Consider the following 15,917-nt stretch of genomic DNA (forward strand, 5'->3'; position numbering starts at 1 on the left):
ATTGCGAACGTTTCTGAACTCTCGCTATAGTGATTACAAAAAACGTGGGAGGAAAAAGAATCATGGAGAGCTTAGAAGCGTTACTCACACCACCGCAAGATATCGAACAAGAGAATGCAAACATTGATGGCAAAACACCGCTAGCGAAATTACAGCGGATTGCTGGGGAAGCAGCGCGACAGATGATGCGACAACATCTCGAAGCAGATGTCTTGCAGGCGCTTGACGACAACATCTTGTATATCCACGACGCCGATTATTACGTGACCGGGACGACGACTTGTGCCCAGATTCCGCTCGGTCAGCTACTCTCAAACGGATTTCAGACGACACACGGTTCAATCCGTCCAGCGCAAGACATCCGTTCCGCCCTCGCCCTTGCAGCAATCATCGTCCAGGCGAATCAAAACATGCAGCATGGCGGACAAGCCTTTGCGACCTTTGACGATGATCTAGCACCATTCGTCGAAAAGACCTACCAACGCGAATGGACCAAACTACAAGATCTTGTACCGCATTGGAAGCGACGCAAACGGGAGCGGCGCGCATGGCAGGAGACGTATGAAAAGACGTTTCAGGCGTGCGAAGCGTTCATCCATAATACGAATTCAATGCATTCACGCGGTGGGGGACAGGTACCGTTTTTATCCGTCAATTATGGAACGAATACTACGCAGGCAGGGCGGCTCTTCCAGCGCGCCTTGCTGACAGCGACGGAACGTGGGTTAGGAAGAGGGGAGACGCCGATCTTTCCAATTCAAATCTTTAAAGTCAAACAAGGCATCAACCTGTCACCGACAGACCCGAACTACGATTTGTTTCAACTTGCTACCCGCGTGACAGGAAAACGACTGTTTCCGAACTTTGCGTTTCTTGATGCACCATTCAACCGTCAGGAGCAACCAGGGGGAGCCGAAGTCGCGTACATGGGATGCCGGACCCGTGTGTTTGAAGATCGTGGAGACATCCCGTCCGTTACAGGGCGAGGGAACTTATCGTTTACGAGCATCAATCTCGTCCGTTTGGCACTTCAGAGTCAAACCGTCGATCAAATGTTCGAAGCCGTCCAAGAGACGACAAGACTTGCATGCCGGCAACTCATTGCGCGTTATGAGTTCCAGGCAAGTCGAACAGCTGACGCGTTTCCATTTTTATATCAACATGTCTGGAAAGACGGTGAGATGCTAAAAAGTACGGATCAGGTGGGTCAGGTCCTCAAGCACGGGACGTTAGCGGTCGGCTTCATCGGTCTCGCGGAATGTTTGACCGTTTTGACGGGCAATCATCATGGGTATTCCGAACTGGCGCACCAGATTGGTATTGCCTTGATTCAAGCGATGCGAACGGTCATCGACAACTATGGCGAGATGACGGGATTGAACTTCAGTTTACTGGCAACTCCAGCTGAAGGGTTATCAGGTAAGTTCACACGTCGTGATGCTAGTGACTTCGGTGAAATCAAAGGAGTGACCGATCAGCCGTATTACACGAATTCCTTTCATATCCCTGTCGATGCGCCCGTAACGATCCGTGAAAAGATTCAACTCGAAGCACCGTTTCATGCATTATGTAATGGTGGACATATCACCTATGTCGAGACAGATGGCGCCCTTGCCGGAAATCCACAAGCGATTGAAGACATCGTTCGTTTGATGGCGGAAGCTGGAATCGGCTATGGGTCAATCAATCATCCCGTCGATCGTTGTCTTGATTGTCGAACGGAGCAGACGATCGAGGATCAGTGTCCGGTTTGCGGAAGTAGATCGATCGAACGGATTCGACGCATCACAGGATATCTCGTCGGTACACTGGACCGTTGGAATGAGGCAAAACGGGCTGAAGAGCAGAATCGGGTGAAGCACGATGTTACGCGTTCTTTCCCTTCATCCTGATTCTGTCGTTGATGGACCCGGTTTGCGAACGGTCCTGTTTCTTGCCGGTTGTCCACACCACTGTGTCGGCTGTCATAATCCGTCCTCCTGGGACCCGACAGGTGGAGTGGAGTGGAGGATTGAAGAAACAGTTGAACGGATTCAGGCGATTGGAAATCGTCGTTTGACATTGTCCGGTGGGGAGCCGATGCTTCAAGCGGCAGCACTTGTGCAACTACTTGAACGACTTGGACCAGACTATGACGTCATTTTATATACTGGCTATGTACTAGAGGAAATCTTAAGACGTCAACGATGGTATCCACTAATACTGCGACTAGATGGACTCATCGATGGTCCGTTCATCCTGTCGAAACTCGACCGAACGACACGTTTTCGGGGCAGCACGAATCAACGAATCTACGATCGACAGCAACTGCAAAAAAGAGTGTTACACGAAAACAAAAACTCCCCCGTCTGAATAGACAGGGGAGAGTCAGATCATGCATATTTTTGTTCTTGATCGACGGATTCGACGACTGCAAGTGTCGTCGTCCGTCGTTTTTTGATGAAGAACGATAAAATCAATGCCGCGAGTGCAAGTAACGTCGCGATGAAGAACGTATCGTTGATCCCTTCGATCATCGCCTGCATCTGTAACCATTCCGGATTAGCGGCTTCAGGTTGTGAAGCGAATTCCGGAACGTGATGTTTCGTCCGCGATGTCATGATCGTCACGAGCAGACCTGAACCGATCGCACCCGATACTTGTGACAACGTATTGTTCAATGCCGTACCGTGGGGCGTCAAGTGTTGCGGAATATGGTTCAATCCGTTCGTCATGACCGGCATCATGACCATCGAGATTCCAAGGAAACGTAGCGTATACATGATGACGAGGAACGCGTATGACGTATCCGCAGCTAGCTGACTGAACGAGAACGTCGTCAAGACCGTCAGTGATAAGCCGATGATCGCAAGGAACCGGGCACCGAATCGGTCGAACAGACGACCTGTGATCGGTGACATGATTGCCATGACGATCGCCCCCGGTAACATCAAGAGACCAGAGTGAAACGGTGAGATACCCCGAATCGTCTGGATATAGATCGGCATCAAGATCATTGCGGAGAACATCGACATGTTCAGGACCATCGAAATTCCTTGCGATAAAGCGAACATCGGATAACGGAAAATCCCGAACTCAAGCATCGGTTCTTCGAGCATGAATTGACGTATAATGAAGGAAGTCAGACTAATCACACCGATGATCAATGATCCGATGACCGTCCAAGATCCCCATCCGGCAGAACCAGCGGAACTAAATCCATACAGCAAACCACCGAAACCGAAGCTTGAGAGAACGAGTGAAAACAAATCGAGTTTGAGTGTGCTACGAACTGTCTCTTTTTTCAACAAGAAAGCACCCGTGAACAGTACGAGTAATGCGATCGGTGTAACGAGATGGAACAACATCCGCCACTCATAATGTTCAAGAATCCAGCCGGACAATGTGGGGCCGATGGCTGGGGCGAACGTGATGACAAGTCCGAAGATCCCCATTGCTTGTCCGCGTTTCTCGATCGGGAAACCGGTCAAAAGAACATTCATTAATAATGGCATCATGATCGCAGAACCTGACGCCTGCATCATCCGCGCGCCGAGTAGAAGCGGGAAGACGTGTGCTTGTCCAGCGATGATCGTACCGAGTGAAAACAGCGTCATCGCCGTCAAGAACAGTTGACGTGTCGAAAACTTCTGGACAAGGAAGGCTGACGTCGGAATCATGATTCCGTTGACGAGCATATAGCCCGTCGTCAACCACTGGGCGGTGCTTGCCTGAATACCGAATGATCCCATGATCGACGGTAAGGCGATATTAAGTAACGTTGAGTTCAGGACCGCAACGAACGCACCTGCCATAAGGACAGTTAAAATTAAATAAAGTCGTGATGATTGCTTGCTTGATTGCATTTCGTTATGCTCCTTTTGTACTACGAGTCTAAAATGTTAGACTTGAATTCTATGACTAACTTGGCTATCTTACCAGGCTAAGTCGAATGAATTCAAATTATTTGCTTCATACACTAAAATAAGTGATTGTTAAACCATTGCAATCATTTGAACAGAAAAGGACAAGACCATGAATCCAAAAAAGAAACAACTTCTAGATGCCGCCTATCAGCTATTCGTCGAAAAAGGATATCAATCGACGTCCATCCAGGACATTCTTGAGCACAGTAACGTTTCCAAAGGAACGTTCTATAACTACTTCTCCTCTAAAAATGAATTATTCATCGATGTATTCAATACCGTCTTTGAAAAGATGCGGACAGCGCGCAAGGAAATTCTCGTCGGACGAGATGTCTCGGATTATGAGACGTTCATTCAACAAGGTAACTGTTACTTGGAACTGATGCAAAAATATAAATTGTATACGTTGTTCGAAGAGGCGATTGCTTCAAATGAAAAAGAACTAAAGACATTCATGGAGAATAACCGTCTTCTCGAGATCGAATGGACGTTTGAACGATTACGTGATTTATTCGGTCAGACGAAAGAACCGTATCTTCTAGATTTAGCGGTCATTTATACAGGGATGTTGCAATATGCGATGTACTTCTTCCGTCAATCCGAACCGAACACACAGCCGGAACGGGTCGTCCGTTACGTATTCAATCGATTGACGCATCTCGTCGAAGACGTCAGTCGGACGGAAGAACAGTTGATTCCGCCGCGCTTCCTATCCGTTTGGCTCGACCGTCCACAAGATGAAGTCGTCATTCGGAAGGATTTGTTCGAGAAGACGAGTGCGCATATGAAACGCTTGATTACCCTGTCATCGATTTCCGATGAATCGAAGGAAGCCCATGAAGAGGTTCTTGATTTCATCTATGAAGAACTACTCGAACGGAAGAAACCAAAAATTCATCTTCTACGCCGTGCACTCGAGACGATGGACGAAGATCCGGTCTTTGCGGGTCAGGAAATCATGGCGACCTATAAGGCGATGGTCGATGAGATTGCCCGTGTGCGGACCAGAACTTCCTAAAAAGGTTGTTTTTTGAAACTAATCGGATTACACTGAGACCATTCATGTTAGAAAAGGGGTCTCAATCATCATATGTTTACTCAATGGAAAAAAGAGTGGTTCCTGCAACCAAAAGCGGATTTGCTGTCCGGAATCGTCGTTGCCTTGGCACTCGTTCCGGAAGCAATCGCGTTTTCGCTGATTGCTGGCGTTAATCCGATGGTCGGTTTATACGCTTCCGTCATCATTGCGATCGTCATCTCGATTGCCGGCGGTCGTCCCGGAATGATTTCAGCTGCGACCGGTGCGATGGCACTCGTCGTTGTCCAGCTCGTCAAGGACCATGGTGTCGATTATTTACTAGCTGCCGGTATCCTTGCCGGAATTCTACAAATCGCGTTCGGATTTTTAGGAATTGCTAAGTTATTACGGTTCATTCCTCGATCCGTCATGGTCGGATTCGTCAATGCTTTAGCGATTTTGATTTTCTCGGCACAACTGCCGCAGTTCGAAGGACAGAACTGGATCATGTACGCAATGGTCGCCGCATCACTCGCCATCATCTTGTTATTCCCACGCGTGACGAAAGTGATCCCGGCACCACTCGTTGCGATCACGATCATGACAGTGTTGACGGTCGTCTTCTCACTTGATACACGAGTCATCGGGGACATGGGGCAAATCGAAGCGGCGTTACCAAGCTTCTTCCTGCCGAATGTTCCGTTCTCGCTTGAGACGCTCCAAATCATCTTCCCGTATGCTTTGTCACTTGCATTCGTTGGGTTGATCGAATCGTTGCTGACAGCACGAATCGTCGATGAGATGACGGATACGACGTCGAACAAAGCGATGGAATCACGCGGACAAGGAATTGCGAACATCATCGCAGGTATGTTCGGTGGCATGCCGGGCTGTGCAATGATCGGTCAATCGGTCATCAATGTCACGTCGGGTGGGCGTGGTCGCTTGTCGACGTTTACAGCAGGTGTGTTTTTAATGCTGTTGATGTTCACGATGAATGATCTATTGATGACGATTCCGATGGGAGCACTCGTCGGCGTCATGTTCTTCGTCTCGTATGCGACGTTTGACTGGGGATCATTCAAGATGCTCAAGACGTCACCGAAGAGTGATTCTGCTGTCATGCTCGCAACCGTTCTCGTCACCGTATTGACGAACGATTTATCAATGGGTGTTCTTGTCGGAATCTTGCTTGCTGCGTTATTATTCGCGTCAAAAATTTCTCGTATTCAAGTCGAGCGCAAGGAGCAAACAGATCGAGTCCGTTATACGATTCGTGGACCATTGTTCTTCGCATCGACGACAGCATTTGCAGAACAGTTTCAGCTCGAAACTGATCCATCGTCTGTCATCACGCTCGATTTCTCAGCGTGTCACTTGTTTGATGATTCCGCTATCGAAGCGATCGAAAACGTCGTCTTGAAATACGAACGACTTGGCAAAAAAGTTGAACTCGTTGGATTGAACGAAGAGTCGCAGGCTCTTGTTGATCGACTAGCTCAGCGGATTGCGTAACGAATTTTATAAAAGGGGTGGCATTCCTAGGTACATTGGGAATGCCACCTCTTTCTATTGTCTCGACGAGTCATATACGCACTATGTATCCAATATTTGTATGATGTGATAAGGTGTAAGCTATTAAAAAAGAAAGTTATTATGAACTAACGTTAAAAACTTTAATTCAACTCACTTTAATAAGTAAACGAGGTTCACTAAATGAAAAATTACCATTTGAATAGAATACTCAATTTAAGGACAGTCGAAGCATATTTTTTGAGAGATGGTTATTTAACACCACCTATGTATTGCCTAATACTCATTGACTATCAACGTCCTAGCACTATTGACGATTTTCCTTATTTAAAAAATATTGATGGAATCTCGGAAGACGACTTTGGATATGATAATTTTATAAAAGCAATCATTATTTCACCTGAGGAAGTTACTCAAGAAACGTATGATGAATTATGTACCGTGGCAGGTGGTTTTTTAGAGGATAAAGAAGAGTGCCGATGGAATTTGGATATTGAAGTTATTGGTAATTTCAAACATAAAAATAATTTGGATGACATTTTTCCTTTACTCCAAAATGTATTAGAAAAATACAAGTGTCCTATAAATATTCATCATATTCCTATAGAAAAATTTAACTTCTTATCACAGGAATAAATGAGTATGATGTTTTAACATTCAAACCTACTACTCGTCCGATATGATTTATAAGATATCTATATGATCTTCATCTGTTGAAACGAACTAAAAGTCAAAGAATGACTGAATACCATGTATGAATTATGTTTTATCACTAAAAATAATAGCAAAACGATTTGAGGATTGAACATGTGCTGGAGAGGATAAGTGCGACGTGCTTTCAGTTTCGCTATACTAGAAACAAAAGGGGGCATTTAGGATGAAATGGTTTCGATTTGAGCAAGAAGGAAAAGTAGGTATCGGGGTTGAACGGGATGGCTCTACATATGATGTGACGGCACAAGTCTATACGGATTCATTGTTTGAAGTGATTTCACGTGAGTTCGATGTTGATCTTGATTTAGATATCGCGCCACTACTTAAAGGGGATGTTCGAAAACTGGCACCGTATATTCCGGCACGAAACGTCATCTGTGTCGGCAAGAACTACGCCGATCATATCAAGGAGATGGATACGGCGGGAGCGGGGAAATTCGTCTTGTTCACGAAAGCACCGACATCGATCGTTGGTCCGTTCGAATCGATCGAACGGCATGCGGATTTGACACAGCAACTGGATTATGAAGGTGAACTCGCCATCATCATCGGCACGACGGGGCGTGATCTGACACCTGAGAATGCACTTGATCACGTGTTTGGCTACAGTATCGTCAATGATTTGACAGCGCGGGACTTACAAAAAGAACACGTCCAGTTCTTCCGTGGCAAATCACTCGATGGGTTCTGTCCGTTCGGACCGGTCATCGTCTCAGCGGACAGCTTTGATCCGCGTGACGTCCTTGTCGAGACGCGTGTGAACGGGGAACTCCGTCAATCGGGATCAACGGCCTTGATGTTGCGTGATGTCGTAACGATTTTAGTTGAAGTGTCACACGGGATGACACTTGAAGCAGGGGACATCATTGCGACAGGCACTCCGGCTGGTGTGGGTCACGGCATGAAACCACCGGTCTACCTTCAGACAGGGGATGTCGTCGAAGTATCGATTGAAGGAATCGGTCGCTTGCAAAATGAAGTACAGTGAACGAAGATGACTGAAATGACCGATTTTCATTCACCACTTTCCAAGTTGCTTTGGAAAGTGGTTTTTTATTTTGTGAAAATCATTAATAATTTAAAAAATGATTGATTCTAACCAATAAAACAGTCACAAAATGACCGTTTTTGATGTATAATGAAACTATAAGAACGGTTTCATGTCGAAAAAAGTCGTATTTTGAACGTTTTATAAAGAATTTATATAAATTTTGAACGTTTTTGATTGATTTTTAGATGTAAACGCTTTATATTAAAGATGCGGAGGGAAACCTTATGTTAACGAAAAAACGCCATCAACTCATCCTTGAGCTTTTAGCCCGAGAAGAAGTCGTCAAGATGCAAAAGATCGTCGAACAAACCGGTGCGAGTGAATCCACGATTCGTCGGGATTTATCACAACTCGAGACAGCAGGTCATCTGCGTCGGGTGCACGGGGGCGCGACAGCGAACCATTTGCAAATTGAAGAACCGAGTTATTTCGAGAAGAGTGACCAACACGTCGAAGAGAAGGAACGGATCGCGCGAGCGGCTGCCGATCTGATCGAAGACGGGATGTATGTCTATCTCGATGCCGGAACGACGACGCTTGCCATCGTTCCGTATCTCGAAGAGAAGGCGATTACGGTCGTAACGAACAGTCTTCCTCTAGCGAACACGTTACTCTATCACCGTATCCCGACGTTCGTCGTCGGAGGGCAACTCAAGCATTCAACGCAAGCACTCGTCGGTTACAACGCACGTGAAGGAATGTTGATTTACCATTTTGATGTCGCGTTCCTTGGGATGAACGGTGTTCATCCGGCACAAGGCTTCACGACACCAGATCCGGAAGAGGCACTCGTAAAGAAGACAGCGATCGAATTAGCAAAACAATCGTATGTACTCGTCGATGAGACGAAGCTGGATGCGATCAGTTTCAGTCGTGTGGCGTCCTTGCAAGCGGCGACGATCATCACGACGACATCCAGTGAGCAAGAAGCGAAATACAGTCAATACACAGAGGTGGTGAACGCGAAATGATTTATACACTGACACTCAACCCATCCATCGACTATTATGTCACGTTACCGGTATTTGAGGCAGGACAAGTCAATCGTGTCGAACAGGCGGAAAAAGTGGCCGGAGGGAAAGGGATCAACGTCTCTCTCGTCCTAAAAAACTATGAGGTGGAAACACAAGCACTCGGATTCCTTGGAGGAAGTACCGGACAATTCATTCGGACGGAACTCGAGAAACGAGGCGTGTTGACGGACTTCACACCGATTCAAGATGAGACGCGAATCAACGTAAAGATTCGCGCCGATCAAGAATCTGAGCTGAATGCAGCGGGACCGAAGATTCAACCGGAAGAGCTGGAGCATTTATTATCCCGATTCAAGACGATGGAAGCCGGTGACATCGTCGTCTTCGCAGGTAGTATCCCAAGCAGTCTGCCGCATGATCTCTATCGTCATATCGCGACGATCCTGAATGAACGGAACGTCCGCTTCGCTGTCGATACGACGAAGGAAGCGATGCTTGAAGTCTTACCGCTCGGTCCATTTTTAATCAAGCCGAATCACCATGAACTCGGTGAAATCTTCGACGTCGAGATTACGTCGAAGGAGATGGCCGTTCCATACGCCCAACAGCTCGTCGAGCGAGGTGCCGAGAACGTCGTCATCTCATTTGCAGGAGACGGAGCACTGCTTGTCAATCGTGAAGGTGCCTATACGGCAAACACACCGGCAGGGAAGCTCGTCAATTCCGTCGGTGCTGGAGATTCACTCGTCGCTGGATTCGTCGCCAGCCACGCGCTCGGTAAATCACCAGAAGAAGCGTTCCGCTATGCGGTGACGACTGGTAGCGCGTCTGCTTATTCCTTTGGTCTTTGTACGAAGGAAGATATCGATCGTCTCATCAAAGACGTCAACGTCGTTGAACTCATTCAATCCTAAAAGGAGTGTGACTACTCATGAAAATTACTGATCTCTTGACACGTGATACGATTCAGCTCGATTTACAAGCGTCATCTAAAGCCGCTATCATCGATGAACTCGTCAACGTCCTCGATCGGGCAGGAAAACTGAACGATCGCTCGGCATATAAAGAAGCGATTCTCGCACGGGAAGCGCAAAGTACGACAGGTTTAGGGGAAGGCATTGCCATTCCACACGCAAAAACAGCAGCAGTCAAAACACCAGCGATCGCTTTCGGTCGTTCGGCAGGTGTTGACTACGAAGCACTCGATGGTCAACCAAGTCGGTTGTTCTTCATGATCGCAGCGGGTGAGAACGCAGATAATGCGCACCTTGAAACACTTTCGAAACTATCGGTTTATCTGATGGATATGAACTTCCGCGATACGATCCTTGCGGCTAAAACGAAAGACGAAGTCATCGCAGCAATCGAAGCGAAGGAACGTGAAGAAGAAGGTCCAGTTGACGTCTCAAGCGACAACGTTGACCAAGACGCACCGTACATCCTCGCTGTCACAGCTTGTCCGACAGGGATTGCACACACGTATATGGCGGCTGATGCCCTTCGCCAAAAAGCAGAAGAGATGGGTGTCCGCATCAAAGTAGAGACGAACGGATCGACAGGCGTCAAGAACGGTTTGACACAACAAGACATCAACGATGCGACAGCGATCATCGTCGCTGCGGATAAAGCGGTTGAGATGGATCGTTTCAACGGGAAACACGTCGTTGAAGTACCGGTCGCACAAGGAATTCGTAAACCACAAGAATTAATTAACCGTGCCGTCAAACAAGACGCACCTGTATACAAAGCGAGCGGTTCAAGCGAAAGTTCAAAACCAGCGCGTGGTGGATTCTACAAACACTTAATGAGTGGGGTATCCGCAATGTTGCCACTCGTCGTCGCTGGTGGTCTCTTGATTGCGATCAGCTTCTTCTGGGGAATCAACTCTGCGAACCCGGATGATCCGTCATACAACGAGTTCGCTGCTCAGTTAATGTCGATCGGGAAAGCTGCATTCGGTCTCTTGATTCCGATCCTCGCCGGATTCATCGCGATGTCGATCGCTGATAAACCAGGTCTTGCTCCTGGTCTGATTGCTGGTTTCCTTGCAAGCAACGGTAATGCTGGTTTCCTCGGTGGATTGATTGCCGGTTTCCTTGCTGGTTACGTCGTGCTCTTGCTCGTTAAAGTCCTCAAAGGTCTCCCAGCAGCACTTGAAGGAATCAAACCAGTCTTACTCTATCCATTGTTTGGTTCATTCATCACAGGGATGATCATGTTGCTCGTCATCAATGAGCCGATCGCGAAGTTCATGACATGGCTCACGGATTCGTTGAACGGGCTCAGCGGTGGGAACGCAATCCTCCTCGGTATGCTCGTCGCAGGTATGATGGCAATCGACATGGGTGGTCCAATCAACAAAACAGCATATGTTTTCGGTACAGCTGCTCTTACAGCAGGTAACACGGAAGTCATGGCAGCCGTCATGGCAGGTGGGATGGTTCCACCACTCATCGTGGCTTTCTCATCAACATTATTCGCACGTAAGAAATTCACACCGCAAGAACGTGAAGCAGGTATCGCTGCTTACGCAATGGGTGCATCGTTCGTCACAGAAGGTGCGATTCCATTCGCAGCAGCCGATCCACTCCGCGTCATTCCTTCAAGCGTCATCGGTTCAGCTATCGCTGGTGCATTGACGATCGTCTTCGGCGTCTTGCTCCCAGCACCACACGGCGGTATCTTCGTCTTCCCGTTACTTGATGGTCCATCAGGTACGGTCATGGCAATCGTCGGTTACGCGGGTGCGATCCTCATCGGTTCACTCGTCGGTGCGGCAATCCTATCCTTCCTCAAAAAACCACTTGTTGACCAATCGGTCGCGAAAGCGGAAATGACAGAAGGAACAGGTACGAAAGCATCATAATTCATCTAAATCCTCTCCGTTTTCAAGCGGAGGGGATTTTTTGTTGAATTTTGACGGCTAACGGTGAAGAATAGAGGGCATACTGAATAAGAAGGAGGGATGGACATGGGTGGACAATCCTTACAAATCGGACCACGGACCATCAAGACAGGTCTTGCGGTCATCTTGGCGCTGTTGATCAGTAATCTGTTCAACCTCAGCCCGATCCTGCCTGCAATCTCGGCAGCGACGACACTCCTGCCTTCGGTCTATCAGACATGGAAACAATTTCTCGAGGAAGCAGAGGCCAACTTGATTGGTGCCTTTTTGACGTTACTCGCACTTTGGATTTTAGGGGATAATCCAGCCAATCCGCTCGCGATCGGAATCGTCATCATGGCAGCAATCTCGATTTTGCTAGCCTTTGGTTTCGGGCGGACGATTCCACACGTCGTTTTGATGATCATCGTCATTCTCGAAAGTGTGGCGACAGCGACCGAGCCACTTTGGCAAGTCGTCCTGATCCGTTACTTGCTCGTCATGCTCGGGATCGGCTGTGCGCTTGGCATCAATGCGCTGATCTTCCCGCCGCGCTATGGCAATGTCTACTATCAAAAAGCGACGAAACTCTTCGAAAAGCTGCTCGTCGTCACGCGAGCGATTGCCTTCGAAGGCAAGGTCGCCCCATATCGGGCGGCAATCGATAAAATGTCAAATTCGCTCCTTGAGACACAAAACTTGTTCAACCTACACAAGGAAGAGATTCGAGGAACGCGTCAGAAGCACGCCTCGCTCTTACGGAACCTCTTGATTCTCAAACATATGCAATCGTGCCTCGAACGTGGTGTCGCGACGGCAGAGCGCTTCAGAGAGCGAGAGAAGGCCCTTGACTCGATTGCGGACGATCTTCGGAGTGAATTGTTTTATCACTTGATGCATATCGCCCAGCGACAAGAGAAGGTCTTGCTGACATATGATCTCTTGTTGACGGAAGAACCACTCGCAATGGAGGATCTCGTCAAAGAGAACATCGCCTTCGTTAAGCACTCTTTCCTTGACCGCGATGAACTCGAGGAAGAAGTCATCATGGAAATCTTACCGATCGTCGTTTCGATGAATGAGTGGATCCAAGAGCTTGAAGCATTCGAAAAACGGCTCAATGGTGCGCTTCGTCGTCATATCACATCACTGACGATCGAACAAAAATCAGTCCGTGATAAAACATTTAATCGATTTAAACGTAAAAAAGCCATTGACGAAAGTAAAAAGTAAGCGTATAGTCCTCCTTAACGATACTTTACTTGCTAAAAGCATAACAGTATAACAGCGTAACAGAACGAAAGATTAAGCGATGATGAAACCGAAGTAAAGACCATCTCCCTGTTTCAGAGAGCACGTGGCGCTGCGAACGTGTACACAGATGGTGTTGAATTACAGTTTCTGAGCTTCTTGCGTAAGCGAGCGGAGCACACCGTTATCCCAATCATAAGTGACTCAGTCGATGACTGGGTAATCAGGGTGGTACCGCGGCTTTCGTCGCCCCTGTCGAACAATATGTTCGGCAGGGGCTTTTTTGTTATCTCACATTCATTCAAGGGGGAACTCATATGTCTACACCAATCATTCCAAGTCATTTACGTCCACACGTCGCACCACAGCACTACGAAGACTACACGCCAACGGATCATGCCGTTTGGAGATACGTCATGCGACTGAATTTAAATACGTTACAAGATACAGCACATCCGGCATACCTCGAAGGGCTTGCTGCATCGGGCATCAGCCCGGAACGGATTCCGGACGTGCGTGAAATGACAGCGAACCTAAGCTGTGGAGGCTGGGGAACAGTCGCTGTTGATGGTCTCATTCCTGGCGTCGCCTTCTTCGATTTCCAAGGGCACGGACTCTTGCCGATCGCGACCGACATTCGGAAGGTCGATAACATTCTCTACACACCGGCGCCAGATATTTTGCATGAAGCAGCGGGGCACGCGCCAATCTTGATGAATCCGGTCTACGCGGAATTCGTTCGACGCTTCGGTGAGATCGGGGCACATGCCTTTAATCATAAAGCCGAGCATGACGTGTTCAAGGCACTAAAGAAATTGACGATCGTCAAAGAGAGCCCGTTCTCGACGCCAGCCGACATCGAGCAAGCTGAAGTCGAACTCGCGGAGACACGGACACACGTCAAAGGAATTTCGGAAGCGAACGAAATCTCACGTCTGTTCTGGTGGACGGTTGAATTCGGTCTGATTGGTAATATCGACAACCCACAAATCTACGGGGCAGGTCTTTTATCATCCGTCGGTGAAAGTCGCCACTGCTTAACGGACGCGGTCGTCAAACATCCATTCTCACTTGAAAAAGCACTTGCAACGAAACATGACGTGACGAGCATGCAAAAAGAACTCTTCGTTTGTGAATCGTTCGAACAACTCCGCGATGCACTTGAAGAATTCGCACAGTCGATGTCTTACATCCGCGGTGGCATCCACGGACTAACAAAAGCGGTCGAATCGGGTAACCTGTCAACGCTCGTCTTCGACAGTGGTCTCTCGCTCGTCGGTGTTCCTGAAACGCAAGAGATTCACGATTCGCTTCATCTCGTCAAACTAACAGGTCCGACAGCGCTTGCTGCGAACGGCGAAGTGTTGACAGGTCAAGGACTTGCAGATCATCCGGAAGGCTTTACACTCCTTCACGGCAAGGAATTGAACGAAGTATTGATGCAAGTCAAAGTCGGTGAACGTCTCGACTGGGCGGAAGGAAATGTTCGCGTCACAGGGGACATCACAGCGATTCAAAACGTCAATGGAAATCGGGCGCTCGTCGTCTTAGAAGCAGCGACGCTTGCAAACGACGGGAAAACGATGACGATGGACCGGATGGAATTGATCGTCGGTGACATCACGTCAGCATTCCCGGGAACGGAAGTTGAAGCACTGAAGCCGATTCCGGAAACGGTCGAGTTCGAACGAATCGAACGTCCGTTGACAGCGGCTGATCCGATCTTCGAAGTCGTCCGCGAGATTCGCGAAGGTCGTGCCGGACGAGAACGGTTACCGCAACTGATCGATCAGACACTCGTCCAGTTACCGGACGCTTGGTTACTCCGTCTTGAATTACTCGAGTTAGCGGATGAAGTCGATCAACCACGTCTGATTGCAGATCTCGAGCGCTTAAAAGCGACATCTGAGCAGCGAGATGAATTGATCACGCGTGGGATGGCCTTACTCGACGTCGTTCATCAATGAGTCGAACTCCGGTTCTGAACCTGTTAGAATGGAGACATTCGGTAAAAGGGGATGATCGGTTATGACAAATTATTATCAAGACGTAAAGGAATTCCACCGTGTGTTTTCACACCCTGGCGCAACGACTCCAACACCTATGACGGTCAATCGTGGAATCAAACGCTCGACCTGGACGGCGGAAGAAGCGGTCGTTGAGTTTCTGCATCAATCGGCGACGAGTGAAGCAGAATTTCTCGAAGCGATCGAACGTTTCAAGTCAGGACTTGATACAGCGGTCGAAAAATCGCTCCAGATGAAACAACCCGAAACAGATGTCGAACGGCTCGTCGGACAAGGGGATGCCTTGACGGACGCCCTCTACTTCATCATGGGAAGCTTCGTTGAGATCGGGCTTGATCCGGCTCCATTGTTTGAGATCGTTCAACGTGCCAATATGGCGAAGCTTGGACCGGACGGAAAACCAATCTTCCGGGAATCGGACCAAAAGGTCATGAAACCGGAAGGCTGGCAACCACCGGAACCACAACTGGAAGCAGAAGTACGTCGACAAATAGCTGTAGCTTCGAGTACGTCGAAAGCGTGATTCATTACGATAAAAAGAGAGGGATGACTGGTCTGCG

The 15,917-nt window shown here is 48.1% G+C and carries 13 protein-coding genes and 1 other annotated feature; of the genes, 12 read left to right on the plus strand and 1 reads right to left on the minus strand.

Annotated features, from left to right (window positions below):
* Positions 1-29: 29 nt before the first annotated feature.
* Together KNQ12_RS09625 and KNQ12_RS09630 are read left to right on the plus strand one after the other, a co-directional pair.
* On the plus strand, positions 30-1,892 hold the full coding sequence (locus KNQ12_RS09625; protein ID WP_214747795.1) for an anaerobic ribonucleoside triphosphate reductase: 1,863 nt from the start codon (positions 30-32) through the stop codon (positions 1,890-1,892).
* Positions 1,864-2,352 (plus strand): 4Fe-4S single cluster domain-containing protein, encoded by a 489-nt coding sequence (locus KNQ12_RS09630; protein ID WP_214747798.1) that lies wholly within the window; start codon positions 1,864-1,866, stop codon positions 2,350-2,352. Before KNQ12_RS09625 ends, KNQ12_RS09630 begins: the two co-directional genes overlap by 29 nt.
* A gap of 20 nt (positions 2,353-2,372) precedes the next feature.
* Here KNQ12_RS09630 and KNQ12_RS09635 read toward each other — a convergent pair whose 3' ends face one another.
* Positions 2,373-3,845 carry a DHA2 family efflux MFS transporter permease subunit gene (locus tag KNQ12_RS09635; RefSeq protein WP_214747801.1) on the minus strand — a complete coding sequence of 491 codons (1,473 nt, stop codon included), beginning with the start codon at positions 3,843-3,845 and terminating at the stop codon, positions 2,373-2,375.
* A 169-nt stretch (positions 3,846-4,014) separates the two neighbouring features.
* On the opposite strand from KNQ12_RS09635, the gene KNQ12_RS09640 reads away from it, so the two are divergent.
* The 10 genes from KNQ12_RS09640 (at position 4,015) to KNQ12_RS09685 (ending at position 15,880) form a co-directional block, all read left to right on the plus strand.
* Positions 4,015-4,923 carry a TetR/AcrR family transcriptional regulator gene (locus tag KNQ12_RS09640; RefSeq protein ID WP_214747804.1) on the plus strand — a complete coding sequence of 303 codons (909 nt, stop codon included), beginning with the start codon at positions 4,015-4,017 and terminating at the stop codon, positions 4,921-4,923.
* A gap of 72 nt (positions 4,924-4,995) precedes the next feature.
* A complete protein-coding gene (locus tag KNQ12_RS09645; protein WP_214747808.1) occupies positions 4,996-6,438 on the plus strand; it encodes a SulP family inorganic anion transporter in 1,443 nt (480 codons plus the stop codon).
* Positions 6,439-6,639: 201 nt separating this feature from the next.
* Positions 6,640-7,092 carry a hypothetical protein gene (locus KNQ12_RS09650; RefSeq protein WP_023467726.1) on the plus strand — a complete coding sequence of 151 codons (453 nt, stop codon included), beginning with the start codon at positions 6,640-6,642 and terminating at the stop codon, positions 7,090-7,092.
* Between the two features lie 241 nt (positions 7,093-7,333).
* On the plus strand, positions 7,334-8,158 hold the full coding sequence (locus tag KNQ12_RS09655; RefSeq protein WP_214747811.1) for a fumarylacetoacetate hydrolase family protein: 825 nt from the start codon (positions 7,334-7,336) through the stop codon (positions 8,156-8,158).
* 287 nt (positions 8,159-8,445) lie between these two features.
* A complete protein-coding gene (locus KNQ12_RS09660; RefSeq protein ID WP_023467728.1) occupies positions 8,446-9,192 on the plus strand; it encodes a DeoR/GlpR family DNA-binding transcription regulator in 747 nt (248 codons plus the stop codon).
* The gene (gene pfkB / locus KNQ12_RS09665; protein WP_023467729.1) at positions 9,189-10,109 is read left to right on the plus strand and encodes a 1-phosphofructokinase; all 921 of its coding nucleotides are present in this window, start codon (positions 9,189-9,191) and stop codon (positions 10,107-10,109) included. Before KNQ12_RS09660 ends, pfkB begins: the two co-directional genes overlap by 4 nt.
* Positions 10,110-10,126: 17 nt before the next feature.
* The gene (locus tag KNQ12_RS09670; RefSeq protein WP_214747814.1) at positions 10,127-12,061 is read left to right on the plus strand and encodes a PTS fructose transporter subunit IIABC; all 1,935 of its coding nucleotides are present in this window, start codon (positions 10,127-10,129) and stop codon (positions 12,059-12,061) included.
* 105 nt (positions 12,062-12,166) lie between these two features.
* Positions 12,167-13,312 (plus strand): FUSC family protein, encoded by a 1,146-nt coding sequence (locus KNQ12_RS09675; RefSeq protein ID WP_023467731.1) that lies wholly within the window; start codon positions 12,167-12,169, stop codon positions 13,310-13,312.
* Positions 13,313-13,382: 70 nt separating this feature from the next.
* Positions 13,383-13,587: a binding site (T-box leader), on the plus strand.
* Positions 13,588-13,647: 60 nt separating this feature from the next.
* Positions 13,648-15,297 (plus strand): aromatic amino acid hydroxylase, encoded by a 1,650-nt coding sequence (locus KNQ12_RS09680; protein ID WP_214747817.1) that lies wholly within the window; start codon positions 13,648-13,650, stop codon positions 15,295-15,297.
* A 61-nt stretch (positions 15,298-15,358) separates the two neighbouring features.
* Entirely contained in the window at positions 15,359-15,880 is a 522-nt protein-coding gene (locus tag KNQ12_RS09685) for a pyrophosphohydrolase domain-containing protein (protein ID WP_035398156.1), read from the plus strand.
* Positions 15,881-15,917: the final 37 nt, after the last annotated feature.

The sequence above is a fragment of the Exiguobacterium sp. s11 genome, assembly GCF_018619015.1.
GTDB classification, from domain to species: domain Bacteria; phylum Bacillota; class Bacilli; order Exiguobacteriales; family Exiguobacteriaceae; genus Exiguobacterium_A; species Exiguobacterium_A indicum.

Bases quoted from the DNA above. Each gene is read 5' to 3' on its own strand.
- KNQ12_RS09630 (WP_214747798.1), top strand. From the start codon at position 1,864: ATGTTACGCGTTCTTTCCCTTCATCCTGATTCTGTCGTTGATGGACCC.
- KNQ12_RS09635 (WP_214747801.1), bottom strand. From the start codon at position 3,845: ATGCAATCAAGCAAGCAATCATCACGACTTTATTTAATTTTAACTGTC.
- KNQ12_RS09640 (WP_214747804.1), top strand. From the start codon at position 4,015: ATGAATCCAAAAAAGAAACAACTTCTAGATGCCGCCTATCAGCTATTC.
- KNQ12_RS09645 (WP_214747808.1), top strand. From the start codon at position 4,996: ATGTTTACTCAATGGAAAAAAGAGTGGTTCCTGCAACCAAAAGCGGAT.
- KNQ12_RS09650 (WP_023467726.1), top strand. From the start codon at position 6,640: ATGAAAAATTACCATTTGAATAGAATACTCAATTTAAGGACAGTCGAA.
- KNQ12_RS09655 (WP_214747811.1), top strand. From the start codon at position 7,334: ATGAAATGGTTTCGATTTGAGCAAGAAGGAAAAGTAGGTATCGGGGTT.
- KNQ12_RS09660 (WP_023467728.1), top strand. From the start codon at position 8,446: ATGTTAACGAAAAAACGCCATCAACTCATCCTTGAGCTTTTAGCCCGA.
- pfkB (WP_023467729.1), top strand. From the start codon at position 9,189: ATGATTTATACACTGACACTCAACCCATCCATCGACTATTATGTCACG.
- KNQ12_RS09670 (WP_214747814.1), top strand. From the start codon at position 10,127: ATGAAAATTACTGATCTCTTGACACGTGATACGATTCAGCTCGATTTA.
- KNQ12_RS09675 (WP_023467731.1), top strand. From the start codon at position 12,167: ATGGGTGGACAATCCTTACAAATCGGACCACGGACCATCAAGACAGGT.
- KNQ12_RS09680 (WP_214747817.1), top strand. From the start codon at position 13,648: ATGTCTACACCAATCATTCCAAGTCATTTACGTCCACACGTCGCACCA.
- KNQ12_RS09685 (WP_035398156.1), top strand. From the start codon at position 15,359: ATGACAAATTATTATCAAGACGTAAAGGAATTCCACCGTGTGTTTTCA.